The organism is Dolomitihabitans soli, from assembly GCF_022213955.1.
Lineage (GTDB): Bacteria > Actinomycetota > Actinomycetes > Streptosporangiales > Streptosporangiaceae > Streptosporangium_A > Streptosporangium_A soli.
This window is the reverse complement of sequence record NZ_JAKNTW010000034.1, coordinates 48307-73131: the sequence shown is the minus strand read 5'-3', so window position 1 is coordinate 73131 and position 24825 is coordinate 48307. Positions and strand designations below refer to the sequence as shown.

Here is a 24825-nt window from a genome sequence, read left to right as displayed (position 1 = left end):
ATCCAGCTGGGCGGGGGCGCTCGGCCGGCTGGCGGACGCCCGTCGTTCTGCCGGTCGGCGTGAGGGAGCAGGCGCCAGCGCTGTATGGCCAACAGGCCCGTCAGCACGTAGACGACCGTCGCAGAGCTCCCGCCGGCGATTCCGGCGGGAGCCTGTCAGGCCCTTGGCGGGCTAGAAGCGGCTGGTCGTCGCGACGCAGCTCGGGTCGATTTCGTTGTTGATGTCGAAGATGAAGTTGAAGCGCCCGTAGGCGTTCCAGCTCGCCGACACCCGCGTGGTCTGGCTGGGGGTGTGGCTGCCGTTGCCGTTATCCGCGCTGCTGGTCGAATACGCGTAGTGCACGGTGTCCGATCCGTTGTTGACGTCGCGCTTCAGTTCGAGGATGACATCGTTCAGCGTTGAGCCGGACTGACCGTTGATGTCCCAGGTGAACTTCGTGATCTTGTCCTTGGCGAGGCTGCTCTCGTACGTGTAGTGCACCCATCCCGTCGCGCTCCTGCCGTCCTTGGTGCAGGCGCCCTGCACATTGCCCGCGTGGGCCGTGGCAGCGGTGCCGAGGAGGACGGCGACGGCAAGGCCCGAGGCGACGACGGTGCCGCGTACGAATTTGTTTAACATGTATTGCTCCTTTATCTGGTTGTTGATTGATGGAGGGGGTCTATGAGGTCAGCCGGGAGCCACGACACCGTGCCGTCGGGGCTCACCACGACGAGTTGCCCGTCCGGCGTGAAGCGGGCGGCGGCCACCGCGTCCCGTTGCCAGACGGTGCGGCCGGAGCCGTCCACGAGGACGAACGTCCGGTCGTGAGTGATGCCGAGATAGGGCTCGGCCGGATGTGCGGTGACGCCGGCCTCCGCGGCGAATTCTCGCCGCCAGGCCTGCCGCCCGTCGGGGGACAGCCCGTGCACGACGGTCCGGAACCGGCCCTGATCGTTGGTGGCACGGGCGACCAGCGCCGCCGTCTGTTCGCCGAGCGCGCATTCGCGTGCCTCGGCGAGCGCCGCATCTACGCGGACGCGCTCGGACGTTTCGCGTACCAGGGTGGTCTCCTGTCCGACCACCAGGGAGCGCTCGCCCCGGTCGGCGACGCAGACGCTGTCGACGATGCCCGGTTCCACGCTGCCGCCGGCCGTCTTCCAACCGTCGGCGTCGCGCTTGAATCTGAGCATCCGGCCCCCTGGCTGTCCCGGGAAGGCGATCGCGGCGCTCCGGTCGGCCGACTCCACCCACTGGTTGCCGGAGTGCGGCACCTTGATGCGCTCCTCGCCGCCCGGGCGGATGATCCTGATCCAGGTACGGCCACCGGTGCGCTCCTCCACCACGGCGTCCCGGGGGGAGAGCGCGGTCAGCACGCGCGAGCCGGGCACCTTGGACACGGGGAACGCCTCCGTGCCCCGTTCGGTGAGCCGGAAGGGGTCAGGCGCCGCCTGGCCGGACGGCTGGCCGGGTGCGGCTTCCGTGGACACGACGGTCGCCGGGCAGCGGGCGAGGCAGACGATGTCGATCGCCGTGTCGGCGATAGACGTGTTCCGCCACACCAGAGCGCCGGCCCGGGCGAAGCCGTTGACCGTGGCCTGTCCGGGATCGAACACCACCGCCCCGTCACTGTCCGCGCGGAGGATGCGCGGTGCACGCTCCGCTGAGGACTGGCCGGAGCCTTCGCCGGGCACCGTGGAACAGGCGGCGACGAAACAGGTCAGGCATGCCACGAGCGCGGCTAATCCCCGTAAGTTCATGATCGGACCTTCGCCTTTCGACGCCTCGGAGAAAGATGCTGCCGACGTCCAGATCAGGGCGCGTCAGCCGTCTGTGTCGCCGGCTCAGGCTCTGGGTTGGTAAGCACGAAACTGCCCGGGAGAGCTGCCGCAGGTGTTCTCAGCCTCGGGGAGGTGGGCTCCGTCGGGGCGATTGAAACAAACCCCGGTATGTCGCAGGTATGTCGCTCTTACGAGCCGTGAAACTGGTCACGAGGTGGCCGGACGAGGCCGGATGAGGCCGGATGAGTTTCGGCGTGAGCCGTACCGGGGCTGACGACTGTGGCGGTCACGTACGGTCAGTGGCTCTGGCGGGCATACCCCGCTCCCGGCCTGGTCGCGGCGGCTCAGCCGGCGACCGCCGAAGCGACGCGGGCAGCGTGCAAGTCGTGGCCGGGCACGGTCCTGAAGCGGCAGAACGGGAACCTGGCCACGGGCGGCAATCGCGGACAGGTGACCTTGAAGCAGCGCAAGGAGTGGTCGGGCCACGGGCACGTGGAAGACCACCGCCGGCACTCAGCCGATGTGCGTACGTCGTATCAGTGGCGCGTCCGGATGGATTCCGACAACACAGGCGCCGTGCCCCTCAGGTCACGCGACGAAGGGCTCGTGGCCGCCTTCGCCGACCATCTCGCGGCCAGTGGCCGCCCAGGACTGCATGCCGCCCTCGACGTTGACGGCCTGCCTGCCGGTGTGGTTCAGCCACGCGGCCGCGTGTGCCGAGCGGCCGCCCATCCGGCAGATCACGTAGACGGTGGCGTCCTGGGGCACCTCGGCGACCCGCTGCTGCAACTCGCCGAGCGGGATGTGCGTGGCCGAGGGCGCGTGCCCGGCCTGCCATTCGTCGATCTCCCGGACGTCGAGCAGGAACGCGTCGTCGGGCACCGTGCGTGCCGCCGCCTCTGGAACACTCATGCTCCCATCCTCGCAGGCCCGGACGGGTTACTTGAGCAGACGGGAAAGCCGCCGGTCCGCCAGTGGCTTTCCGCCGGTCTGGCAGGTCGGGCAGTACTGCAACGAGGAGTCGGCGAAGGCGACCTCGCGGATGGTGTCACCGCAGACCTCGCATTTCTGCCCGGTCCTGCCGTGGACGCGCAGCCCCGACTTCTTCTCCGACTTCAGGTCCTTCGCCGCCAGGCCGTGGGAACGCCGCACGGCGTCGCGCAGGGTGCCGACGATCGCCTCGTGCAGGTCGGCGATCTGCGCGTCGGTGAGCGAGGAGGAGATCTTGAAGGGCGACATCTTCGCCACGTGCAGCACCTCGTCGGAGTAGGCGTTGCCGATCCCGGCGATCACCTTCTGGTCGCGCAGCAGGCCCTTGATCCGGGTACGGCCCGCGGTGAGGATGTCCTTGAGCACCTCGACGGTGAAGCCGGGCGCGAGCGGATCGGGGCCGAGGCCGGCGATGCCGGGCACCTGGGCGGGATCAGGGGTGACGTAGACGGCCAGGCGTTTCTGCGTGCCCGCCTCGGTCAGCTCGAAGCCGGGCGCGCGGCCGTCCTCGTCCGGTGCCAGCCGTACCCGGAGTGCGAGGGGGCCCTTGCCGGGGCGGACCGGCTTGGCGGCCGAGAGGTCCTCGCGCCAGCGCAGCCAGCCACCCCTGGCGAGGTGGGTGATCAGGTGCAGCCCGTCGCAGTCGAGGTCGAGGAACTTGCCGTGCCTGGCGACCCCGGTGACGGTCAGCCCGCCGAGGGCGGTGACCGGCGGGGTCACGGTCTTCAGCGCCTGGAAGGCCGTGACGTCGACACCCGCGATCGTACGGCCGACCGCGTGCTCGCGCAGGAACTCGGCGAGCGACTCCACCTCGGGAAGCTCAGGCATGGCTCCACCCTAAAGGGCTAGGCGACGTCCCAGAAGGCCAGCTCATGGGCCATGCCCTCGCGGAACAGCAGCTTGGCCCGCTCGGGGTCGGGGGCGGCTTCGTCGATCATCTCGGCGATCCTGGCGGCGAGCGCGGCGAACCCGGGATCGGCGTAGGCGTCCACCCAGGCCCGGAAGCGCGGTTCGAGCGGCGGGGATTCCGCCAGGATCCGGCCGAGCGTGGAGTATCCCCACATGCAGGGATAGATCGCGGCCAGGCCCTCGCCGTAGTTCGCGGCCGAGGAGAGCAGGAAGTCGGTGTACGCGGCGCAGGCGGGGCCCTTGCGCGCCCCTTCGAGGTCGGCCCCGAACTCGGCGGACAGCGACCGGTGCAGGTCGAGCTCCTCGTGCCAGGTCGAGTGGGCCAGGTCGACGAGCTCGCCGAGGTGCTGATCCGGCGCCTGCCAGGCCAGCCGGGAGAACACCCGGGTGTAGTCGAGCAGGAAGAGGTAGTCCTGCTCCAGCCACGACCGGAACACGGGCTCGGGCAGGTCTCCCCTGGCGATCCCGGTCACGGTGGGATGCGCGAGCTGGAAGCCGAGTAGCGGGTGGCCAATATCGTGCAATTCATCCGAAAGCCGCATATATCCCAGCTTAGCGATTGAAGATCACGCCAGGGTGGCGGCTCCGAAGGACACGCTGAATCTCTTGCACCAGATGGTCACGCTCCGCAGCGAGTCGAGATCCGCCGAGTCCGGGATCGCGTAGTTGGCGTTGCCCTTGTTGCCCTTGAGCTCACCCAGCTCGACCCACTTGCCGTCGTCGAGGTTGAACCACCCGGCGCTGCCCTTCTTGACCGGCTGGTCGCTCAGCCAGACCCGCAGGTCGGGACCGTCGGAGGTGTCCAGGTCCTCGATCCGCAGCACCTTCTCGCCGCCGGGCAGCTCCAGCACCCTGGCCCGGCCCGACGTGTCGTGCTCGTGGGAGACGAACGTGCCCTTCGACAACTCCTTCGGCTTCGCGGGCGGCGCCGCCGTGGCGGCCGGGTCGTCGGGCGCCGGCGCTGCCGGCGCCGTGGCCACCGGCAGCGCCTCGTCGACCCGCACGGTCGTGAACAGCCGCCAGGGCTGGAACAGATACATCGCCACGGCGAAGACCACGGCACCGACGGCGAGGACCGCCCAGGTGGCCGGGTGACGGATCAGGGCCTTCAGCTTCACGGTCGACCTCCGTCGGGAGTGTTTCCTCCCACCACAGCACCTCACCGCCGCTCCGCGCCCCTGATTCGCGGTTACGTAATCCTTCCGTCAGACATTCAGCGCGTCCTTGGGCACCGGCTTGTCCTCCGCGAGCGCCTTGAACAGGCGCAGCGCCTTCGCACGGTCCCACTGGATCACCGAGCCGACGCCGGGAACGTTGGGCGTCGCACCGACGGGGACGCTGGTCGTCAACGGCCCGTCGCCCATCGCCAGGCCCAGCGAGAGCAGGTCGAAGGTGCCGCTGCCGCCGTCGACGGTGATCGAGTCGGTCGCGCTCGTCGCCAGCGGGAGCGCCCTGAACGGGTTGAACAGCACGCCGGGGCTCGCGGCCTTCTTCACCACCGCGCCGAAGAACTGCCGCTGCCGCTGGGTCCTGTCGAGGTCGGGCAGCGCGCCGGTGGCCCGGGTGCGCACGTAGCCGAGCGCGGTCCCGCCGTCCATCGTCTGCAGGCCCTTCTTCAGGTCGATGCCCGCCTTGGGGTCCCTGATGTTCTGCTTGACGTTGATCTCCACGCCGCCGATGGCGTCGACGATGCCCACGAAGCCGGCGAAACCGATCTCCATGTAGTTGTCGATCCGGATGTCGGTCACCGTCTCGACCGTCTGGACCAGCAGACGGGAGCCGCCGAAGGCATAGGCGGCGTTGAGCTTGTTACGGCTCTTGCCGGGGATCGACACATAGGAGTCGCGGGGCAGGCTGACCAGGGTCGGGCGGCCGTCTCCCTCGGGGATGTGCAGCAGCATCATCGTGTCGGTGCGCTGCCCGGCCGCCCTGCCGGTGGCGAGCTTCTTGCGCTGGGCCGAGGTCAGGCCCTTGCGGCTGTCGGAACCGACGAGCAGCCAGTTCTCCCCCGGGGTGTCGGCGGGACGGCCCTCGTAGTCGTCGAGCACGCCCTCGATGGTGACGAGCCGCGAGTCGACCCAGAAGAAGCCGACCACCGTGCCCACCAGCAGCAGCGCGACGAGCGCCGCGAGCACCATGGCGATGATCTTGCCGGGACGACGCCGGCGGGTGGTTTTCACGCCGCCGCCCGGCGGCGGCGGTGGCTCCGACCCCCGCAACGGCCGTACGGGCCCGTCGCCCGACCGCTCCCGGCCGTAGACCCTGGACGAGCCTCCCCGTGGCCGCTCCCCGCCCGGAGGTGGACTCTGGAACGGGTTCTGCCCAGGACCCTGCACCGGATGGCTCGGCTGCGCCTGCCTCGGCTCAGGGGTCCGCATGGCGCGCGTCCGATCGTCGTCGTCCGACCGTCGCCCGCTGTCTGGCCAGTCAGCCACGTCCTGATCTCCGCCCCGTTTCTCGACATGTTCGGCGATACCGCCCTCCTCGACGGTACGTCGAGGTGCCTCCTCAATGATGGCCTCTCACCAAGGTTTTCCCATGGAAAAGTACTCAGAGGTAAGACTGTGAGCCAACTGAGCCACGTGGAAACAACCACCCCCTCCCCGATCGTTACGTTTACCGACGACCACCATCGAAAGGATGATCGTGTCCAGTCTGGACTCATGGAGTACCAGCCCGTGCACCCGCACGGGAACCACTGATTCACCCGTTTCCGCGAGGCACCACCGGTGACCATCGCCCTCGGCCTTCTGGCCCTCGTGCTCCTCACCGTCGCGACCGGTTACTTCGTCGCCCAGGAATTCGCCTACGTCGCAGCTGACCGGGGCATACTCCGCGAGCAGGCCGCCGCGGGCGACGCCGCCGCGGAGCGCGCGCTCAAGGTCACCGAGCGGCTGTCGTTCATGCTCTCCGGCGCGCAGCTCGGGATCACCGTCACCGCGCTCGGGGTCAGCTTCCTCGCCGAGCCCGCCGTCGCCGACCTCGTACGCCCCTGGCTGACCGACGCGGGACTGTCTCCCGCCGCCGTCACCGGCGTGGCCGTGACGATCGGCATCGTGGTCGCCACCACGGTCCAGATGGTCCTCGGCGAGCTGGCCCCCAAGAACCTCGGCATCGCCAGGCCGGAACCGGTGGCCAAGTTCCTGGGTCGCTCCACCATCGCCTACCTGGCCGTCGCCGGCCCGATCATCAAGCTCTTCGACACCGCGGCCACCCGGCTGCTGCGCCGGGTCGGCGTCGAGCCCGTCGAGGAGGTCGAGCACGGCGCGACGCCGGACGAGCTGTCCCGCATCATCGCCGAGTCCGGCGCCTCCGGCGAACTGCCGCCTCGCCTGTCCGAGCTGCTCGAACGCGCGCTGGAGTTCGGCGACCACATCGCGGAGGACGTCATGGTCCCCCGCCCCAGGGTGGTGCTGCTGCGCGCCGAGCGTCCCGTCGACGACCTGCTCCAGGCGATGCGCGACTCCGGCCACTCCCGCTACCCCGTCCTCGACGAGGACGACGTGATCGGCCTCACCGGCGTCCGCGAACTGCTGGCGGCCGGCCCGTCCGACACCACGATCGGGCAGATCAGCCGGCCTCCCCTGCTCGTCCCCGCCTCCCTGCCGCTGCCCGTCGTCCTGGAGCGGATGCGCGCCGCGCACGACGACATGGCCTGCGTGATCGACGAGTACGGCGGGCTGGCCGGCGTGATCACCGTCGAGGACGTCGCCGAAGAGCTGGTGGGCGAGCTGATCGACGAGAACGACCCCGAGCCGCCGGGTCCCGTCGAGCAGGACCACGGCGCCTGGGACCTGCCCGGCACCCTGCGCGTCGACGAGGTCGAGCGCGCCACCGGCATCTCCCTCCCCGAGAGCGACGACTACGAGACCGTCGCCGGCCTGGTGCTGGCCGTCCTCGGCCGGATGCCGGAGCCGGGCGACGCCGTGACGGTCGCCCTCACCCCCGACACGGACCCGTTCGAGGCGGACGACCCGGCCGAACTGCTGGCCGAGCTGACCGTCATGTCCGTGCACCGCCGCGTCCCCGAGTGGGTACGGCTCTCGCCCGCCGTACCCGCCGACTCCACCGGAGGCCGGCGATGAACCTTCTACTCGCGAGCCTCATCGGCATCGTGCTCCTGATCGGCAACGCCTTCTTCGTGGCCGCCGAGTTCGCCTTCGTGTCCGCCCGCCGGCACCGGCTGGAGGAGAACGCCAGCGGCGGCGGCCGGCTGATGCGGACCGCGGCGCGCGCGGCCGTGCGCGGCGGCAAACAGCTCTCGCTGATGCTCGCCGCGGCCCAGCTCGGCATCACCCTGTGCACGCTGGGCCTCGGCATGGTCACCGAGCCCGCCATCCACCACGCCCTGGAGCCGGTCTTCGCGGCCGTCGGCCTGCCCGACACGTTCCAGGTGGCGGTCTCACTGGGGATCGCGCTGGTGCTGGTCACGTTCCTGCACATGGTGGTGGGCGAGATGGCGCCGAAGTCGTGGGCGCTCACCCACCCGGAGAGCGCGGTACTGCTGCTCGCGCTGCCGTTCCGCGCCTTCACCTGGTCGGTACGGCCGGTCATCGGGCTGCTGAACGGGCTGACCAACGTCCTGCTGCGGATGTTCGGCGTGCGTCCCCGTGACGAGCTGGCCACCACCCGCACCCCGCACCAGCTCGCCATGCTGGTGGGCGAGTCCGGCCGGATGGGCCTGCTCGACCGGGACGAGCACGACCTGCTCACCCGGGCGCTGCGGGTGCAGCAGCAGCCCGTCGAACGGCTGATGCTGCCCATCGCGAAGGCCACCGCCGTACCCGCGGGCGCCGACGACGCGCACGTCCGCGACGTGGCGGCCCGCAGCGGGCGGGTGCGCCTGCTGGTCACCTCGGGTGAGCCGCACGACGTCGTCGGCGTGCTGCACGTCCGCGACGTCCTCACCCGGCCGGGCCACACCCCGGCCGAGCTGGCCAGACCCGTGCCCCGCCTCCAGCCGGCGACGAACATCCCCGAGGCCGTGGCCGCCCTCCAGGACGCCCACGCCCACCTCGGGCTCGTCACCGACGGGGACGACAAGGTGATCGGCATGGTCAGCCTGACCGACCTGCTCGGCGAACTCCTCGACACCTCCGCCGCCACCTCTCGCTGACCCCCACGAGTACGGCCCGCCCCGGGAGACACCCCCGGGGCGGGCCGTTTCACTCTTGGCGTAACAAACGCGGCGCCGACTCGAAGTCATCAGTAAGCGGTGCAAGCATTCCGAAAGCGATCAGCAAGCCGCGGGAGGTACAAAAGACACGAGCCACATCTCTCCCAAAAAATCAAGCTCCAGACTCGCCGTGAGGGGCTTCATTCCCGCAGAGACAGCCACTACCTTGAACCAAGATCGCCTCACCCACCCTCGAACGGCCCACCCAGATGCCATCCCAGCCCACCAGCGCCCCACCTCATCCGCCCCTGCCTGAACCCCTCCCAGGGCGGCGCAACGGTGAGAAGACCCACATGCCGTACGAACCCCGAAACTCACAGCAGACGCCCAGGATCACCACAAACCAGGCGTGGAGCAGAACAAACCCGAACCACGGCATGGAAGCGATCGGGGGTGTGGGGGAAGGTTCCTCACGAAACGAGGGAACGAAGCGACCGAAGCGGCAGGGCCGCAGGCCAGAAGGGGGGCGTCGCAGGCCAGAAGGGGGGCGTGGGGGGCACAGCCCCGCACGCCGAAGGCTCCAGGGGATGGTCTTCCTGGGCCTATACAACGAGAATGCCCCGAGGAAGGAAGCTAAGCTTCCGACCATCCGGGGCCACATTCGAGTGGGCGAGGAGGGATTTGAACCCTCACGTCCTTTCGGACACACGGACCTGAACCGTGCGCGTCTGCCGTTCCGCCACCCGCCCTTGTGGGTGCTGAGAAACAGTAGCACGGAACCGCCGGTGGTACTGAACCCGGATACGATCCCTCTAGACGCGAGCGGAGGAGCTAGGTGCGAGGGCTACGAGCATCTGAGCGGCCGCGACGACAAACATGGAGGAAGGGAGGTACCCGGTGGGAGTCCTTCAGCGCTTCGAGCGTCGGCTCGAAGGCTTGGTTGAGGGAGCCTTTGCGCGGGCGTTCAAATCCGACCTTCAGCCGGTCGAGGTCGCCAGTGCGGTTCAGCGGGAGATGGACGAGCGGGCCGCGATCGTCGCGCAGGGGCGGACGCTCGTCCCCAACGACTTCGTGGTGGAGCTGTCCAAGACCGACAGCGAGCGCCTGGAGGTGTACGCGGACAGCATCAGCCACGAGCTGGCCAACCTCGCCAGGGAGTACGCCAAGGAACAGGGCTACTCCTTCGTGGGACCGGTCAGGGTCAGGTTCGAGACGGCCGAGGATCTGGCCGTCGGCCTGTTCCGGATCCGCTCGGGGGTGATCAGGGGCGCGACCGTCGAGCAGGACGAGATCCGCCGGCCGGTCAGCGACACGCCCGCCGCGCCTTCACACGCCTTCGGCGGGCGGCCGCGGCTACTGGTGTCCACCCAGGACGATCCACAGGGCCAGCGTTCCTTCGAGCTCACCACACCGGTGACCTTGCTGGGACGGGGCACCGACTGCGATCTTCGCCTGGTCGATCCGGGCGTCTCCAGGCACCACGCCGAGCTACGCGTCGAGGGACCTCAAGTCGTGCTCGTCGATCTCGGCTCCACGAACGGCACTTTCGTCAACGGCCAGCCGGTTCGCCGGGTCGAGCTCTCGAACGGCATTCGCGTGACGTTGGGGCGCACGACTCTGGTGTTCCGGCGCGATTAGAGGTAGACAAACGGTCCATGTCCGAGCTCACCCTGCTGCTGATCCGGCTCGCGTTCCTCGCGGTGCTGTGGTTCTTTGTGATTGCCGCGGTCGGTGTGATCCGGACAGACTTGTTCGGAACGCGAACGGCCGCTGCACCCGCACGCAAGGCGGCCAAACCTGCAAAAATCGCTGCGAAACCAAAGAAGGGGGAGCCACGGCAGATGGTCGTCACCGGTGGCCCCTTACAGGGCACCACAATCGATCTCACGGAGACGCCCATCACCATCGGCCGGGCGAATGACGCCACGCTGGTCCTCAGCGACGACTACGCTTCCAGCCGGCATGCCCGGCTCTTCCCCCAGGACGGTCAGTGGATCGTGGAAGATCTCGGTTCGACCAACGGCACGTACCTCGACCGCTCAAAAGTCACCCGTCCGATGCCGGTGCCGCTCGGTGTTCCGATCCGCATCGGCAAGACCGTCATTGAATTGCGCAAATGACCATCGCACTCCGCTACGCCGCCCGCTCGGACGTCGGCCTCCTCCGCGAAGGAAACGAGGACTCGGCGTACGCCAGCGGCCGCCTGCTTGCCGTCGCCGACGGCATGGGCGGGCATGCTCACGGTGAGGTGGCCAGCTCGGTCGCCATCGCCGCAATGGCCTCTCTCGAAGAGGACTCCCGCGAGGGTGACCTGCTCAGCGCCATCGAGGCCGCGGTTCGCGACGCCAATCGCAAACTGCACGAGATGGTCGGCCGAGATCCCAGCCTGAAAGGCATGGGCACCACCCTCACCGCAATGCTCTGGAACGGCACGCAGGTCGCCCTGGTGCACGTCGGCGACTCGCGCGCCTACCTGCTCCGCAGAGGCGAGCTGTACCAGATCACCCATGACCACACACTCGTCCAGTCGCTCGTCGACGACGGCCGGATCACGCCGGAGGAGGCCGCCACGCATCCGCAGCGGTCGATCCTGCTGCGGGCCCTCGACGGCAGCGGCGAGGTCGATCCCGACCTCACGCTTCGCGAGGCCCAGGTCGACGACCGCTACCTCCTCTGTTCCGACGGCCTGTCAGGCGTGGTGAGCGCGGAGACCCTGCACAGCACGCTGACCACGATCGACGATCCGGACGAGGTGGTCCGGGCGCTCATCGACCTGGCCAACCGAGGCGGCGGGCCCGACAACATCACCTGCGTGCTGGCCGACGTCGTCGAGATCGAGGACGGCGTGACCCCACCCGGGGACGCCGCCGTCGTGGGCGCCGCCGGAGCCACCCGGATCCGGACACAGCCACCGGACACCTCGGGCGGGCGGGCCACCACGATCACCGCACCGCAACCGATCATCACCGACGACGATCGTCCATCACCGGCCGGCGAGACGCTCGCCCAGCCGATCCGCAGGCGAAAGCGTGTGTGGCCGTTGCTGGTCACGGTTTTCGGGCTCGCGATGGTGATCGTCGTCGGTGGCGGGTTCCTCGGCTGGAGATGGACTCAGCAACAGTTCTTCGTCGGTGCCAACGGGGATGAGATAGTCGTCTTCAGAGGCATCGACGCCGAGCTGGGTCCGGTGCAGCTGTTCTCGGTCGAGAAGGGGACCGGTCGCCCGGTCTCCGGTCTCGGCGCCCTGCAGGAGGGCTCGGTCCGCAACGGCATACCGGTCACCAGCGTCGACGAGGGTCTGAAGAAGGTCAACGAGCTCACCGCCCCCGCCAAGGAGGAGCCCAGCAAGACCACCAGCCCGAACCCCCAAGCCACGAGGTCCCCCTAGTTGATTCAGGTTCATCGAGCAGCCGAGAGAGTGCGCCCATGACCGCGGTCGATGGGGCACAGGTCACCCTGCCCGCCAAGCGGCGTGGGGCCCAACTCGCCATGCTCGCCTTCGCCGTCGCCATCGTCATGCTCGCCTACGCCAACGTGGGCCTGGCAATCGACGACCAGATCCCCGCCGGGATGCTCACGTACGGCTTGGGCCTGGGCGGGCTGATGCTCGCCGCCTACCTCGTGCTCGCCAAGTTCGCCCCTTGGGCCGATCCTCTGATCCTCCCGCTGGTCACGCTGGTGAACGGCATCGGCCTGGTGATGATCTACCGGCTTGAGGCGGGCGGCATGCCACGCGCCTCCGCCAGCACGCAGCTCTTCTGGACCGGCGCCGGCATCGTCATGTTCACCGTCACGCTGATCGTGCTGCGCGACCACCGCGCGCTGCAGCGGATGACGTACACCGCGGGTTTCCTGGGCCTGGCCTTCCTCATCGCCCCGCTGCTCCCCTTCATCGGCGAGGAGATCAACGGCGCCGCCATCTGGATCGACCTCGGCTTCACCACCCTCCAGCCCGCCGAATTCGTCAAGATCGCGCTGGTCATCTTCTTCGCCGGCTATCTGGTGGCCAAGAGAGACGTGCTCGCCCTCGCGGGGCGCCGGCTGCTCTTCATCGACCTGCCGCGCGCCCGTGACCTCGGCCCGGTGCTCATCACCTGGGGGGTCAGCCTCGGCGTCCTCATCCTCCAGAAGGACCTCGGCACCTCGCTGCTGATCTTCGGCGCGTTCATCGCGATGCTCTACATCGCCACTCAGCGCACCTCCTGGGTGCTGATCGGGATCCTGCTCTTCATCGGCGGCGCGGTCCTCGCCGGCCTGCTCTTCGGCCACGTCCGCGACCGGTTCGAGGTCTTTCTCGATCCCGGCAACCAGGAGCTCTTCGAGAAGGTCGGCGGCAGCGAGCAGCTCATGCAGGGCCTGTTCGCGCTGGGCTCCGGCGGCATCCTCGGCACCGGGCTCGGGCAGGGGCACCCCGACGAGATCCCGCTGGCCTTCTCCGACTTCATCTTCACCGCGGCCGGCGAGGAGCTGGGCCTGACCGGCCTGATGGCGCTGCTGATGATCTACGCGCTGCTGGTGGAGCGCGGGCTCCGCACCGCGATCGCGGCCCGCGACCCGTTCTCCAAACTGCTCGCGGGCGGCCTGTCGTTCATCCTCGCCTGGCAGGTCTTCATCATCGTCGGCGGCGTCACCAACCTGATCCCGCTGACCGGCCTGGTCACCCCCTTCATGTCGCAGGGCGGCTCCGCGCTGCTGGCTAACTGGATTCTTATCGCACTGCTGGTACGCATGTCGGACGCGGCTCGCAAGCCACCGCCCCAGGCCATCCAGGACGAAGGAATGACGCAGGTGTTTCAGCGATGAACGGACCACTCAAGCGCGCGGCACTCGCATGCCTGCTGATGTTCGGCCTGCTGATGGTGAACGTCAACTACGTGCAGGCCGTACGGGCGGAGGATTACCGCGCGGACTCGCGGAACAAGCGGAACTTCTATGACCGCTACCAGGTCGAGCGCGGCCGGATCCTCGCGGGTGACCAGGTGCTCGCCGAGTCGGTGGAGAATCCGGAGAGCGACTATCGCTTCCAGCGGAGATATCCCAAGGGGCCGATCTACGCCCACATCACCGGCTACTTCTCGCCGGAGAGCGAGTCGGGCATCGAGCAGGCGCGCAACCAGCTGCTCGACGGTTCCAGCGCCGACCTGCTGATCCGGCGGAGCATCGACCTGTTCACCAACAAGGCGAGCAAGGGCGCCAGCGTCGACCTGACGATCCGGCCCAAGGCGCAGGAGGCGGCCTACAACGCGCTGCGGCAGAGCGGCAAGCGCGGGGCGGTGGTCGCGCTCGAACCGAAGACCGGCGCGATCCTGGCCATGGTCTCACTGCCGACCTACGACCCCAACAAGCTCTCCACGCCCAACAAGGGCGAGGTCTTCGCGGCCTACAACAAGCTCGACGCCGACAAGACCTCTCCCCTGATCAACCGTGCCATCAGCCGCTCCTACCCGCCCGGCTCGACCTACAAGGTCCTGACGGCCGCCGCCTTCCTCGAAGACGACAGCAGCCGCGGCCCGCAGACCGTGGTCGAGGCCCCGCAACTGCTCGACCTGCCCAACGTCCCCACCGCGCAGGACCTGCCGAACTCCGGTGGCGCGGCGTGCGGCACCGGCCAGGTGTCGCTGGTGTTCGCACTTGAGAAATCGTGCAACACGCCGTTCGGCAAGATCGGCATGGACCTCGGCTACGACGCCATGAACGAGCAGGCGAGCAGGTTCGGCATCGGCGGCGACCCGCTGGAGATCCCCATGCGGGCGGCCGACAGCAGCTTCGGTGACGAAGTGGACGCGGCGGCCCTCGCGCAGGCGTCGATCGGTCAGCGCGACAACCAGATGACCCCGCTCCAGATGGCCATGGTCTCCGCCGGCATCGCCAACAACGGCACCGTCATGAAGCCCTACCTGGTCAACAAGGTCGCCGACGCCGAGGGGGGCGAGGTCGAGGCCGCCGACCCCGAGGAGGTCGGCGAGGCGGTCAGCCCCGAGACGGCGGGCAAGCTGCGCCAGATGATGGTCAGCGTGGTCCAGAACGGCACGGCGAGCGCGGCGCAGATCAGCGGGATCAACGTCGGCGGCAAGACCGGCACCGCCGAGACCGCCGAGGGCCAGGACCCGCACGCCTGGTTCATCTCCTTCGCCCCGGCCGAGGACCCGAAGGTCGCCGTCGCGGTCATCGTCGAGTCGGGCAGCGCGGGCAGCGACGCCTCGGGCGGCCAGACCGCCGCGCCCATCGCCAAGGCCGTCATGGAGGCGGTGTTGCGATGACCTCCCACGGCCCCAAGCTGGGCGACCGGTATCTCCTGGTGAGCCGGATCGCCGCCGGGGGCATGGGCGAGGTCTGGCGCGCGCGAGACGAGTTGCTCGGCCGTGAGGTGGCCGTCAAGCTGCTGCGCCAGCACGTGGCGGCCGATCCCGCCTTCCGGCGGCGGTTCCGCACCGAGGCGCAGATCACCGCGGGGCTCGCCGACCCCGGCATCGCGCAGGTCTACGACTACGGCGAGCACGCCGACGTCGCCTACCTGGTCATGGAGCTCGTCTCGGGTGAGCCCCTGTCGGCCATCCTGGCCCGTAATCCCCGGCTGAGCCCCGAGGTCACCCTCGACGTGGTCCACCAGTCGGCCAGGGCGCTGGAGACCGCCCACGAGTCGGGAATCATCCACCGGGACGTCAAGCCCGGCAACATGCTGGTGACCCAGGCCGGCGTGATCAAGATCACGGACTTCGGCATCGCCCGCGCGATGGAGGCCGCGCCGGTCACCCAGACCGGCACCGTGCTCGGCACCGCGCAGTACGTCAGCCCCGAACAGGCCTCGGGCTCGCCGCTGACCCCCTCCACCGACCTGTACTCCCTGGGCGTGGTCGCCTACGAGTGTCTCGCCGGCAGGCTCCCGTTCGGCGCCGACACCCAGGTGGCGCTGGCCCTCCAGCACCTCAACGACCCGCCTCCGCCGCTGCCCGGAGACATCCCCGGCCCGGTGCGCGGGCTGGTCATGGCCCTGCTGGCCAAGGACCCCCGCAGCCGGCCGGGCAGCGCCCGCGAACTGGCCGACCGCGCCTACGCGCTGCGCGAGTCGCTGGCGGGCAGCGACGCGGTGGATCTGAGCAATCTGACCGACCCCGTGGGGCGACGCGTCCGGAGGGGGCAGGATACGGCCCAGGCGCAACCACAGCCCGCGCCGCCGCCGCTACCCTTCCGTCCCGGCGAGCCCGGCCTCTACGATCCCGCCTCGATACCCGGCATGCCCGCGCGGACCACCGCCCAGGCGCCGCGCAAGGGACGGCGCCGCACCACGACCGTGCTGGTGGCCACCGCGGGATGTGCCGCGGCCGTCGGGCTGGGCGCGCTCGCCCTGGCCCAGCTGCCCGAGCAGACCGCCACCGGCGGCACCGAGGAGCCGACCCAGCGGGTCAGCAAGACACCTCCGGCGAAGCCGACCAAGACCGCCCGGCCGCCGACACGGGTGCGAACCAGCGTGCCCGCGGTGAAGTCACCGCGACCGTCACCGTCCCCGTCGGCTAGCGTAAGCTCATCCGCTACGCCCACCCGTACGCCGACTCCGAAGCCCACCCCCACCACCCCGACTCCGACCCCGACCCCGACGCCCACACAGACCCTGACGCCCAGCATGACACCAGTGGATCCTCCCGACCCGGGTGACACCAACCCACCAAAGGGGGAGACGTGATGCGTTATGGGGTCGATGATGGACACCGGCGGCTCACGAGCCAGTCGGCACCCAAGATGAACGGTAAGGGACAGTGCAGGAAATGACTCAGCCTCGGCTACTCGGTGGTCGCTACGAACTCGACGGTGTCGTCGGGCGCGGCGGCATGGCCGAGGTGTATCGCGCCCGGGACATCCGGCTGGACCGAATTGTCGCGATCAAGACCCTTCGCTCGGACCTCGCCAGGGACCACACCTTTCAGGCCCGCTTCCGCCGTGAGGCGCAGTCGGCGGCCTCGCTGAACCACCCCTCGATCATCGCGGTCTACGACACCGGCGAAGACACGATGGACAACACGCCCGTGCCGTACATCGTGATGGAGTACGTCGACGGGCGGACCCTGCGCGACATCCTGCGCGCCGATCGGCGGCTGCTGCCCGAGCGGGCGAGCGAGCTGGTCGACGGCATCCTGCGCGCGCTCGACTACAGCCACCGCGGCGGCATCGTGCACCGCGACATCAAGCCGGCCAACGTCATGCTCACGCTGCACGGCGACGTCAAGGTCATGGACTTCGGCATCGCCCGCGCGATGGCCGACGGCGCCTCGACGATGACGCAGACGGCCCAGGTCATCGGCACCGCGCAGTATCTCTCGCCGGAGCAGGCGAGGGGCGAGCGAGTCGACGCGCGCAGCGACATCTACTCCACCGGTTGCGTGCTGTACGAACTGCTGACCGGGCAGCCGCCGTTCACCGGCGACTCGCCCGTCGCGATCGCGTACCAGCACGTCCGCGAGGACCCGATCCCGCCCTCGCAGATCGACCACGAGATCCCCGCCTGGGCCGACGCGATCGTGCTCAAGGCGATGGCCAAGGACCCGGCCCACCGCTACCAGAGCGCCGGGGAGATGCGCGCCGACATACAACGTGCGATGTCCGGGATGCCGGTCGACGCGCCGACGATGATGGTCGGCAACAACCACGGCAACGCCGGCCACACCATGGTGGCCTCCGGTCCGGCCACCCAGCGCACCGGCGCCGTCCCCGACTACGAGTACGGCAAGGAGGAGACGGGGACCCGCGCCGGCGGGCGCAGACGCGCCTCCCCCTCCGGCGGCAACGTGTGGAAGACCGCCGCGTGGATCATCGTCCCGCTGCTGATCATCGGTGCCTTCATCGGGGTCGGCTACGCCTACCTGAGCTCCCCCAGCGAACCCACCGCGGCCGAGAAGGTGACGATCCCGTCCCTGGCCTCGCAGGAGGCCGACGCGGCCATCAAGCAGCTGACCGACATGGGCCTGCAGGTCGTGCAGGTCAAGGAGTTCAGCAGCGAGTTCGACAAGAACACCGTGATCGACACGGACCCGCCCGCGGGCACCGACGTCGTGGCGAAGTCCAAGGTCACACTCAAGATCTCCAAGGGCGTCAAGCAGGTGGCGGTGCCCGACGTCATCGGCCAGTCCGTCGACGAGGCCAGGACGATCCTGACGGAGGCCGGGCTGAAGGCCACGGTGGTGCCGAAGGTCTCGAACCAGCCGCCCGACAAGGTCTTCGAGAGCGACCCGAAGGCCGGCGAGCAGGTCGACGACAAGTCCAGCGTGCGCATCTACGTGCCCAGGGACCAGATCGCGGTGCCCGACGTCACCGGTTACACGATCGAAGAGGCCACCCAGGCCCTCAAGAACGCCGGTTTCAAGGTCAACCCCGTCCCGCAGGCCAGCAACGACGTGCCCGAAGGCAACGTGATCAGCACCAACCCGCCGGCGGGCCGGAAGCTCAACGCCAGGGTCACGGTCACGGTCATCGTCTCCAGCGGTCCCGAGGACGTCCCGACCGACGAACCGACGGACGACTTCCCAACCGATATCCCCACCGACGATCCGCCGCAGCCCACCGACGAGCCGACCTTCGGCGACGAGGACGAGCCACCGGCCGACGACGGCCTCCTGCAGTGAGCCCCGGCCGGTAGACGCCGAAACAGGCCCTCTTCCACCGGAAGGGGGCCTGTGGCATGTAGAGAGGACCTCCGCCGCTCGGGGGCAACGGCGCAGGCCCTCACCGGTTAGTCGTTCGAGGAGTGCGGGGCGTTACACGATCGCGGCGAGCCAGTTGCCGAGCAGCCGGTGCCCGTGCTCGGACAGCACGGATTCGGGGTGGAACTGCACACCCTCGATGGGCGCGCTCCGGTGGCGCAGCCCCATGATCTCGCCGTCCGGCGCGGTGGCGCTGACCTCCAGCACGGCCGGAAGCATCCCGGCCCGTACGGCGAGCGAGTGGTAGCGGGTCATGGTCACCGGTGAGGGAATCCCGGTGAAGAGTCCCCGCCCGTCATGGGCGACGGCGCTGGTCCGGCCGTGCATGAGCGTGGCGGCCCGGCCGACCGAGGCTCCGTAGGCGACGGCGATGGCCTGGTGGCCGAGGCAGACGCCGAGGAGCGGCACCGAGGCCCGTTCGCACTGCCGTACCAGGGGGACGCTCAGCCCGGCGGCCTCGGGCGAGCCGGGGCCGGGGCTGATGAGCACGCCATCGAAGCCGGCCGGGGTGTCAAGGGTGACGTCGTCGCGCATCCGGACGTCGCATTCCGCGCCCAGCACGCGAAGATACTGGACGATGGTGTGGACGAAGCTGTCGTGGTTGTCGACCACCAGCACTCGGGGCATTTGTCCTCGGTCATCGCCGGTCAGGGGATCAGATCGGCCGCCGGGCGGAGTTGCGGGATCGCCATGCCCCACCCGTGCCGACTATCCTTATTCGGGTCGTCGCTACCAGCGATTACGCTAGCTGACAGAGTCGTGCGGGCATCCGGAGCCCGTGTGGCGTTCACCAGGAGTTACCCCGTGCCCAAGTCCTCCAAGATTCGCAAGAAGGCGGTCTACACCCCGCCTGCCAAGCCGCAGCAGATCAAGGTCAGCCCACGTTGGCTGGCACCGACGATGGTCGTCGCCTGGATCTTCGGCATCCTCTGGATCGCGGTCTACTACGTGGCCCCGACGGCGCCCTTCATCGGCCCGCTCGCCAACTGGAACCTCTTGATCGGGTTTGTTTTCATCATCTTCGGTGTGGTGCTTTCCACCCGCTGGCGTTAGGACTTTCCACAGACTTTATCCACACCTGGGGAAACCCCTGACTCCACACGGTCACATACTCAAGGCCGCCAGAGGCGGCAGCAGGAACACGGTCAGCACGAGCGCGGCGAAGATCACGGCGGCGGCGACCAGCTGGATGGCATCCCGGTTCTTCTCCGGGGCGTATGCCAGCGCCGCCGCCACGATCACGCCGGTCACCAGGCCACCGAGGTGTCCCTGCCAGCTGATGCCCGGCACCAGGAAGGTGATCACCACGTTGATGCCGATCAGCCAGAGCACGCCCCGCGGGTCGTAGCCGAGCCGTCTGCTGATCACGAAGAGGGCGCCGAACATGCCGTAGATCGCGCCGGACGCGCCGACCGCCACCACGCCGAACAGGTAGACGGCGACCGAGCCGCCGATGGCGGACAGCAGGTAGAGCACTCCGAAGCGCACCGAGCCGAGCCGCCGCTCCAACTCCGGGCCGATCGCGTAGAGCGCCCACATGTTGAAGAGGATGTGCGCGATGCCGAACCCGCCGTAGGACAGCGGATAGTGCAGGAACGCGCCGGTGACCAGGCGCCACCACTCGCCGTAGATCCCCACGGCGACGGAGTTCATCGCGAACTCGTTGACGATCGTCTCGGTGAACAGGGTCTCTATGCCATAGGCGACGATGTTGAGCGCCAGCAGGGCATAGGTGACCACGGGCGTGACGACCGCCCTGCCGCCGAAGACGGCCTTGGCCTGCCGTACCGTCTTGCCGCCGGCGCGCACGCACTCCACGCACTGGTGGCCCACCGACGCCTCGCGCATGCAGTCGGGGCAGATGGGGCGCTCGCAGCGCTGGCAGCGGACGTAGGTTTCGCGTTCGGGGTGCCGGTAACACGTCGGCACCGCCTCCGGGCCCGGCTGATCGGGCTGGGTGGGCGGGATGGGTGGCTGGCTGGTCATCGTGTGCTCATGGCCCCTTCGACCGTGCGCTAATCCACAGACCCCGCCAGCCTATTCATCTTCGCGCCCAACTGTGGCACGAGAAGCGGGGAGCGGCGGCCCGGGTCAGCCCTGGCCGCCGCTCATCCCCTGGTCGCCGGACTAGGCGGGCACACGCTCGATGGTGACCTGCTCCAGCACGACGTCCTTGACCGGACGGTCCATCCGGCCGGTCTCCACCCGGGAGATCTGGTCGACCACGTCACTACCCTCGACGACCTCGCCGAAGATGGTGTGCTTGCCGTTGAGGTGCGGCTGCGGCCCGAGCGTGATGAAGAACTGCGAGCCGTTGGTGCCGCGCCCGCCGCGCTTGCCCGCGTTGGCCATCGCCAGCAGGTAGGGGCGGCTGAACTGGTGGTCGGGGTGGATCTCGTCGTCGAAGTCGTAGCCCGGGCCGCCGATGCCCTGGCCGAGCGGGTCGCCGCCCTGGATCATGAAGCCGGAGATGATCCGGTGGAAGACCGTGCCGTCGTAGAGCTTGGCGTTGGTCTTCTGCTCGGTGGCCGGGTCGGTCCACTCGCGGGTGCCTTCGGCGAGCTCGACGAAGTTACGCACGGTCTTCGGGGCATGGTCGGGAAAAAGCTTGACCTTGATGGTGCCCTGATTTGTGCGCAAGGTGGCGAAAAGGTTGTCAGCCATGAGGACGTTTCCCCCTTGGATATGCCTGTGCAGCAGGCCGATTCGATGATGTTTTGATCTCTGTGGCCCTTCGGCCCAACCAGCATCCTCCCACGACTGGTCATGATTGAGCCGCCTTCGTACGGGAAGGGGTGCTGCGGGGCCCCAACGACAGGGGAGGTTGCTGTGTCCCAGAAACTGCGAAAAAGGCACATAGCTCCGAGGACCAGGCTGGACAGTCTGAAGGCCCGGTTCATGGACGCCGCGGACCAGGTCGGCCCGATGGCCGACAACGCCCGCGATGCGGCGGCACACCGCATGTCCGACGCCCGCATCTGGGCGGCGCCCAGGCTGGACCGCGCCGCCCACTCGGTTGAGGACGAGCTCGCGCCGAAGGTCAGCGCGTTCCTCGCCGACGCCGCGAGGAGGATGGACCCGAAACCCGCCAAGTCCCGACGCTGGCCGATGATGGTGCTCATCTGCGGGCTGGCCGTCGGCACTGCCGGCTACATGATGTACCGCAGAAACGCCGAGCGGTGGACCGACTCGATGAAGGAGACCGCGGCCGACGCTTCCCAGTGGGTGAGCGAGAAGGCCGACGGCGTCGGTCACAGGACCGATGACATGTCCAAGAAAATGTCCTGATCCAGGCCACACGTACGGCTTGCGCCCCGCTGCGGGAGGCGCAAGCCGTACGTGTGTGCGGGGTCGCTACTCGGCGGAATCCGCCTTCGACTCGGTGCCGCCGACGCAGCGGACGTCCCCGGACTTCGGGTCGATCTTGACGGCCTCGGGCAGCTCCTGTCCGGCTTCGGCGTCCTCGGCCGGAAGCGCGGGGACGGCCCGCACCGACTCCCGTTCGTCGGAGAGCACCAGGGTGCGCTGCGGCTCGGTGCGGACGGCCCCGTCGGGCAGGGCGGTCACCTGGGCGTCGTCCGCGGGGACGGCCGGCCGGATCTCGATGCCCTTGGCCTTGGCCTCCTCGGGGGTCAGTACTTCGAGCCGCTCCGCCGCGACGGCCCCGTCGGGGAGGGTGGTCACGCTCACCCCGTCCGCGGGGACGGCCGGCCGGACCTTGATTCCCTTGGCCTTGACCTCCTCGGGGGTCAGTACTTCGAGCCGCTCCGCCGCGACGGCCCCGTCGGGGAGGGTGGTCACGCTCACCCCGTCCGCGGGGACGGCGGGCCGGAACTCGATTCCCTTGGCCTTGGCCTCCTCGGGGGTCAGTACTTCGAGCCGCTCCGCCGCGACGGCGTCATGGCAGGTGACCGTCTTCACGGTGGGCTCGGCCGAGGGGACGGGGTCCGCGCCGGCCGGACCGGCGACCGCCATCAGGAGGAAGCCTGCCGCGGCGGCCACGGCGGTGATACGACGACGAGTGATCATGTCTCTCCTTCGTGGATCTGGACGCTCCGATCATGGAAGGAAGGACCTGAACCCACCCTGAACGCGGCCGAACCGGTCTTCAGGTTGGCTTTAGGCACGTTGCGGCAGGCTGGTCAGCATGCGCGTGCTGCTGGTGGAGGACGAACGCCGTCTGGCCGAACTCATCAAGGGCGGACTGGCCGGGGAGGGCTTCGCCGTCGACATCGCCCACGACGGCCGCGACGGGCTGTGGATGGCGAGCGAGAACACCTACGACGTGATCGTCCTGGACGTGATGCTGCCCAGGATGAACGGGTACACGGTCTGCTCCCGGCTCAGGGAGGCGGGCGACTGGACGCCGATCATGATGCTCACGGCCAAGGACGGCGTCCACGACGAGGCGGAGGCCCTCGACACCGGCGCCGACGACTACCTGTCCAAGCCGTTCTCCTACGTGGTCCTGCTGGCCCGGCTCCGCGCCCTGGTCCGCAGGGGCGGCCGGGAACGACCGGTCTCGATCGCCGTCGGCGACCTCACGGTGGACCCGGCCGGGCTCCGCTGCCGGCGCGGCGAGGCGCTGATCCCGCTGACCCCGAAGGAGTTCGCCGTCCTGTACGGCCTGGCCAGACGGGTCGGCGAGGTGGTGTCCAAGGGCGACCTCCTGGCCCAGGCGTGGGACTTCGCCTACGACGGCGACCCGAACATCGTCGAGGTCTACATCAGCGCCCTGCGCAGGAAGATCGACCTCCCGTTCGGCAGGCGTTCCCTGGTCACCGTGCGCGGCGCCGGCTACCGGCTCGACGAGAAGGGCTGAGCCATGGTCAACCTGAGGTCGTCGGTACGGCTGCGCGCGACGATCGCCGCCACCATGGTGGTCGCCGTGGCCCTCGGGGTGACGGCCCTCGTCCTCTTCACCGCGCTCCAGGGCAGCCTGCAGAGCAGCCTGAGCGCCGACGCCGTACGGCGTGCCGAAGCGGCCGTGCCGGCCGCGGTCCGCGCGAGTCCCGTGACCGACCCTGACGAGGTCCGCTCCTCACCCGCGACCCCAGCCCGCACAGAACTGGGCACCACGCCCACAACCCCGGCCCCGGCCCCCACAAAGCTGGGCACCTCACCCACAACCCCGACCACCACAAAGCAGGACACCACGCCCACCACAAAGCTGGACACCACGGTCGCAACCCCAGCCCTCGTGGAGGTCTGCGTCTCGCCCGAGCAGACCGTCACCATCGTGGACCCCGATGTCCGGGTGTTAGCCACGACCGCCGTTCCGGCCTCTCCCGCCGTGTGGGCCGCCGACGAGTCCTACGCGCTCGCCAGCGTGCCGATCGCCACCGACGATGGCGAGGTCCTGGTCCAGGCCCGCGCCTCGCTCGGCCCGGCCCACGACGCCCTCGCCACGCTGAACCAGGTGCTGCTCCCCGGCATCCCCGTGTTGCTGCTGATCGTGGCCGGGACGACCTGGTTCACCGTCGGGCGGGCGCTCGCGCCGGTCTCGGCGATCCGCGCCAAGGTCGCCGACATCACCGCGCGCGACCTGCACCAGCGGGTGCCCGTGCCCGGCTCCAAGGACGAGATCGCCGCGCTCGCGCGTACCGTCAACGCCACCCTCGACCGCCTGGAGAGCGCCGTCGGCCGGCACAAGCGCTTCGTCGCCGACGCCGCGCACGAGCTGCGCAGCCCGATCGCCACCCTGCGCACCCGGCTGGAGCTCGCCGGACCGCCGGAGGGTTCGGTGACCGGCGAGGCGCTGGTGGACGTGCTGCGCCTGCAGTCGCTCAGCTCCGACCTGCTGCTGCTCGCCCGGCTGGACGCCGCGGAACCGATCGGCGCCGACGACGTCGATCTCGGCCAGGTGGCCGCCGAGGAGGCGCTGCGGGTACGGCCGAGGCCGGATGTCCGGGTACGGCTGGACATCGCCCCTGACGTGGTGATCCGGGGGTCCCGCGGGCACCTCGCCCGGCTGGTGGTCAACCTCGTCGACAACGCCGTACGGCACGCGGCGTCCATCGTGCTGGTGCGGGTCACGGCCGGCGACCAGGCGACGCTGGAGGTGAGCGACGACGGCCCGGGGATCCCGGCGGAGCACCGGGAGGCCGTCTTCGACCGTTTCACCCGGCTGGACGAGGCCAGGGCCCGCGACGCCGGCGGCAGCGGCCTCGGCCTCGCGATCGCCAGGGACATCACCGCGTGCCACGACGGCACCCTCACCGTCACCGGCCACTCCCCCGGCGCCTGCCTCCGCGCCCGCTTCCCCCTCGCCGCCGACTCCCCCTGACCCTGCCTCCTCGCCCCTCAGCGCGCCGCAACAGACACACAAGCGAGTGATTTGCCCGGTTTCATGGGGCGTTGT

24 protein-coding genes and 1 tRNA gene are annotated in these 24825 nt (G+C 69.4%); 13 read left to right on the top strand and 12 right to left on the bottom strand.

The genetic code is table 11. The annotated features are described in order from the left end of the window. Positions 1-171: 171 nt before the first annotated feature. The 7 genes from MBA17_RS41185 to MBA17_RS41155 all read right to left on the bottom strand — a co-directional run bounded on the left by MBA17_RS41185 (position 172) and on the right by MBA17_RS41155 (position 6091). On the bottom strand, positions 172-618 hold the full coding sequence (locus MBA17_RS41185; protein ID WP_238503320.1) for a hypothetical protein: 447 nt from the start codon (positions 616-618) through the stop codon (positions 172-174). A gap of 11 nt (positions 619-629) precedes the next feature. Further along, positions 630-1736, bottom strand: coding sequence for a hypothetical protein (locus MBA17_RS41180; protein WP_238503317.1), 1107 nt, complete (start codon positions 1734-1736; stop codon positions 630-632). A 609-nt stretch (positions 1737-2345) separates the two neighbouring features. Then, positions 2346-2669, bottom strand: a complete 324-nt coding sequence (locus tag MBA17_RS41175) for a rhodanese-like domain-containing protein (protein WP_238503316.1) — start codon at positions 2667-2669, stop codon at positions 2346-2348. 27 nt (positions 2670-2696) lie between these two features. Beyond that, positions 2697-3575, bottom strand: coding sequence for an Fpg/Nei family DNA glycosylase (locus MBA17_RS41170; protein WP_238503314.1), 879 nt, complete (start codon positions 3573-3575; stop codon positions 2697-2699). Between the two features lie 17 nt (positions 3576-3592). Beyond that, positions 3593-4198, bottom strand: a complete 606-nt coding sequence (locus MBA17_RS41165) for a TenA family protein (RefSeq protein ID WP_238503313.1) — start codon at positions 4196-4198, stop codon at positions 3593-3595. A 24-nt stretch (positions 4199-4222) separates the two neighbouring features. Further along, positions 4223-4774 carry a DM13 domain-containing protein gene (locus MBA17_RS41160; RefSeq protein ID WP_238503312.1) on the bottom strand — a complete coding sequence of 184 codons (552 nt, stop codon included), beginning with the start codon at positions 4772-4774 and terminating at the stop codon, positions 4223-4225. An 87-nt stretch (positions 4775-4861) separates the two neighbouring features. Beyond that, positions 4862-6091, bottom strand: a complete 1230-nt coding sequence (locus tag MBA17_RS41155) for an LCP family protein (protein ID WP_238503311.1) — start codon at positions 6089-6091, stop codon at positions 4862-4864. A 294-nt stretch (positions 6092-6385) separates the two neighbouring features. Between MBA17_RS41155 and MBA17_RS41150 the strand changes: the two genes are divergently transcribed. Both MBA17_RS41150 and MBA17_RS41145 read left to right on the top strand, forming a co-directional pair. Beyond that, positions 6386-7741, top strand: coding sequence for a hemolysin family protein (locus tag MBA17_RS41150; protein ID WP_238503309.1), 1356 nt, complete (start codon positions 6386-6388; stop codon positions 7739-7741). Next, positions 7738-8772, top strand: coding sequence for a hemolysin family protein (locus tag MBA17_RS41145; protein WP_238503307.1), 1035 nt, complete (start codon positions 7738-7740; stop codon positions 8770-8772). Before MBA17_RS41150 ends, MBA17_RS41145 begins: the two co-directional genes overlap by 4 nt. Positions 8773-9438: 666 nt before the next feature. On the opposite strand, the gene MBA17_RS41140 is transcribed toward MBA17_RS41145, so the two are convergent. Next, positions 9439-9521 (bottom strand) — tRNA-Leu (locus tag MBA17_RS41140). 148 nt (positions 9522-9669) lie between these two features. Here MBA17_RS41140 and MBA17_RS41135 point away from each other — a divergent pair. From MBA17_RS41135 to pknB, 7 genes are all read left to right on the top strand, one after another. Then, complete coding sequence (locus MBA17_RS41135) at positions 9670-10410, top strand: FhaA domain-containing protein (RefSeq protein ID WP_238503305.1); 741 nt, start codon at positions 9670-9672, stop codon at positions 10408-10410. Positions 10411-10427: 17 nt separating this feature from the next. After that, positions 10428-10892 carry an FHA domain-containing protein FhaB/FipA gene (locus MBA17_RS41130; RefSeq protein ID WP_238503304.1) on the top strand — a complete coding sequence of 155 codons (465 nt, stop codon included), beginning with the start codon at positions 10428-10430 and terminating at the stop codon, positions 10890-10892. Further along, the gene (locus MBA17_RS41125; RefSeq protein ID WP_238503303.1) at positions 10889-12160 is read left to right on the top strand and encodes a Stp1/IreP family PP2C-type Ser/Thr phosphatase; all 1272 of its coding nucleotides are present in this window, start codon (positions 10889-10891) and stop codon (positions 12158-12160) included. Before MBA17_RS41130 ends, MBA17_RS41125 begins: the two co-directional genes overlap by 4 nt. Before the next feature lie 38 nt (positions 12161-12198). Next, complete coding sequence (locus MBA17_RS41120) at positions 12199-13575, top strand: FtsW/RodA/SpoVE family cell cycle protein (RefSeq protein ID WP_238503301.1); 1377 nt, start codon at positions 12199-12201, stop codon at positions 13573-13575. Continuing rightward, the gene (locus MBA17_RS41115) at positions 13572-15032 is read left to right on the top strand and encodes a peptidoglycan D,D-transpeptidase FtsI family protein (RefSeq protein ID WP_238503299.1); all 1461 of its coding nucleotides are present in this window, start codon (positions 13572-13574) and stop codon (positions 15030-15032) included. Before MBA17_RS41120 ends, MBA17_RS41115 begins: the two co-directional genes overlap by 4 nt. Then, the gene (locus tag MBA17_RS41110; RefSeq protein ID WP_238503297.1) at positions 15029-16453 is read left to right on the top strand and encodes a serine/threonine-protein kinase; all 1425 of its coding nucleotides are present in this window, start codon (positions 15029-15031) and stop codon (positions 16451-16453) included. The genes MBA17_RS41115 and MBA17_RS41110 overlap by 4 nt, the downstream gene beginning before the upstream one ends. An 82-nt stretch (positions 16454-16535) precedes the next feature. Then, positions 16536-18386: a Stk1 family PASTA domain-containing Ser/Thr kinase gene (gene pknB, locus MBA17_RS41105; protein WP_238503295.1), complete on the top strand. Its 1851-nt coding sequence runs from the start codon at positions 16536-16538 to the stop codon at positions 18384-18386. Positions 18387-18518: 132 nt separating this feature from the next. Here the strand turns inward: pknB and MBA17_RS41100 are convergent, their stop codons facing one another. After that, positions 18519-19091, bottom strand: coding sequence for an anthranilate synthase component II (locus MBA17_RS41100; RefSeq protein ID WP_238503293.1), 573 nt, complete (start codon positions 19089-19091; stop codon positions 18519-18521). 177 nt (positions 19092-19268) lie between these two features. On the opposite strand from MBA17_RS41100, the gene MBA17_RS41095 reads away from it, so the two are divergent. Next, positions 19269-19517, top strand: a complete 249-nt coding sequence (locus MBA17_RS41095; RefSeq protein WP_238503291.1) for a cell division protein CrgA — start codon at positions 19269-19271, stop codon at positions 19515-19517. Between the two features lie 51 nt (positions 19518-19568). On the opposite strand, the gene MBA17_RS41090 is transcribed toward MBA17_RS41095, so the two are convergent. Next, entirely contained in the window at positions 19569-20450 is an 882-nt protein-coding gene (locus MBA17_RS41090) for a rhomboid family intramembrane serine protease (RefSeq protein ID WP_238503290.1), read from the bottom strand. A gap of 141 nt (positions 20451-20591) precedes the next feature. Continuing rightward, positions 20592-21128, bottom strand: coding sequence for a peptidylprolyl isomerase (locus tag MBA17_RS41085; RefSeq protein WP_238503289.1), 537 nt, complete (start codon positions 21126-21128; stop codon positions 20592-20594). 234 nt (positions 21129-21362) lie between these two features. Between MBA17_RS41085 and MBA17_RS41080 the strand changes: the two genes are divergently transcribed. Next, positions 21363-21752, top strand: coding sequence for a DUF5324 family protein (locus tag MBA17_RS41080; RefSeq protein WP_238503287.1), 390 nt, complete (start codon positions 21363-21365; stop codon positions 21750-21752). Between the two features lie 66 nt (positions 21753-21818). Here the strand turns inward: MBA17_RS41080 and MBA17_RS41075 are convergent, their stop codons facing one another. After that, on the bottom strand, positions 21819-22493 hold the full coding sequence (locus MBA17_RS41075) for a hypothetical protein (protein ID WP_238503286.1): 675 nt from the start codon (positions 22491-22493) through the stop codon (positions 21819-21821). 118 nt (positions 22494-22611) lie between these two features. Between MBA17_RS41075 and MBA17_RS41070 the strand changes: the two genes are divergently transcribed. Then, positions 22612-23286: a response regulator transcription factor gene (locus MBA17_RS41070; protein WP_238503284.1), complete on the top strand. Its 675-nt coding sequence runs from the start codon at positions 22612-22614 to the stop codon at positions 23284-23286. A gap of 3 nt (positions 23287-23289) precedes the next feature. Then, a complete protein-coding gene (locus MBA17_RS41065) occupies positions 23290-24750 on the top strand; it encodes a sensor histidine kinase (protein WP_238503282.1) in 1461 nt (486 codons plus the stop codon). Positions 24751-24825 lie beyond the last annotated feature (75 nt).

What these genes read in the sequence shown, in the direction of transcription:
- MBA17_RS41185 (WP_238503320.1), bottom strand. Translation starts at nt 618, where the DNA reads ATGTTAAACAAATTCGTACGCGGCACCGTCGTCGCCTCGGGCCTTGCC.
- MBA17_RS41180 (WP_238503317.1), bottom strand. Translation starts at nt 1,736, where the DNA reads ATGAACTTACGGGGATTAGCCGCGCTCGTGGCATGCCTGACCTGTTTC.
- MBA17_RS41175 (WP_238503316.1), bottom strand. Translation starts at nt 2,669, where the DNA reads ATGAGTGTTCCAGAGGCGGCGGCACGCACGGTGCCCGACGACGCGTTC.
- MBA17_RS41170 (WP_238503314.1), bottom strand. Translation starts at nt 3,575, where the DNA reads ATGCCTGAGCTTCCCGAGGTGGAGTCGCTCGCCGAGTTCCTGCGCGAG.
- MBA17_RS41165 (WP_238503313.1), bottom strand. Translation starts at nt 4,198, where the DNA reads ATGCGGCTTTCGGATGAATTGCACGATATTGGCCACCCGCTACTCGGC.
- MBA17_RS41145 (WP_238503307.1), top strand. Translation starts at nt 7,738, where the DNA reads ATGAACCTTCTACTCGCGAGCCTCATCGGCATCGTGCTCCTGATCGGC.
- MBA17_RS41130 (WP_238503304.1), top strand. Translation starts at nt 10,428, where the DNA reads ATGTCCGAGCTCACCCTGCTGCTGATCCGGCTCGCGTTCCTCGCGGTG.
- MBA17_RS41125 (WP_238503303.1), top strand. Translation starts at nt 10,889, where the DNA reads ATGACCATCGCACTCCGCTACGCCGCCCGCTCGGACGTCGGCCTCCTC.
- MBA17_RS41120 (WP_238503301.1), top strand. Translation starts at nt 12,199, where the DNA reads ATGACCGCGGTCGATGGGGCACAGGTCACCCTGCCCGCCAAGCGGCGT.
- MBA17_RS41115 (WP_238503299.1), top strand. Translation starts at nt 13,572, where the DNA reads ATGAACGGACCACTCAAGCGCGCGGCACTCGCATGCCTGCTGATGTTC.
- MBA17_RS41110 (WP_238503297.1), top strand. Translation starts at nt 15,029, where the DNA reads ATGACCTCCCACGGCCCCAAGCTGGGCGACCGGTATCTCCTGGTGAGC.
- pknB (WP_238503295.1), top strand. Translation starts at nt 16,536, where the DNA reads ATGACTCAGCCTCGGCTACTCGGTGGTCGCTACGAACTCGACGGTGTC.
- MBA17_RS41100 (WP_238503293.1), bottom strand. Translation starts at nt 19,091, where the DNA reads ATGCCCCGAGTGCTGGTGGTCGACAACCACGACAGCTTCGTCCACACC.
- MBA17_RS41090 (WP_238503290.1), bottom strand. Translation starts at nt 20,450, where the DNA reads ATGACCAGCCAGCCACCCATCCCGCCCACCCAGCCCGATCAGCCGGGC.
- MBA17_RS41085 (WP_238503289.1), bottom strand. Translation starts at nt 21,128, where the DNA reads ATGGCTGACAACCTTTTCGCCACCTTGCGCACAAATCAGGGCACCATC.
- MBA17_RS41080 (WP_238503287.1), top strand. Translation starts at nt 21,363, where the DNA reads ATGGACGCCGCGGACCAGGTCGGCCCGATGGCCGACAACGCCCGCGAT.
- MBA17_RS41075 (WP_238503286.1), bottom strand. Translation starts at nt 22,493, where the DNA reads ATGATCACTCGTCGTCGTATCACCGCCGTGGCCGCCGCGGCAGGCTTC.
- MBA17_RS41070 (WP_238503284.1), top strand. Translation starts at nt 22,612, where the DNA reads ATGCGCGTGCTGCTGGTGGAGGACGAACGCCGTCTGGCCGAACTCATC.
- MBA17_RS41065 (WP_238503282.1), top strand. Translation starts at nt 23,290, where the DNA reads ATGGTCAACCTGAGGTCGTCGGTACGGCTGCGCGCGACGATCGCCGCC.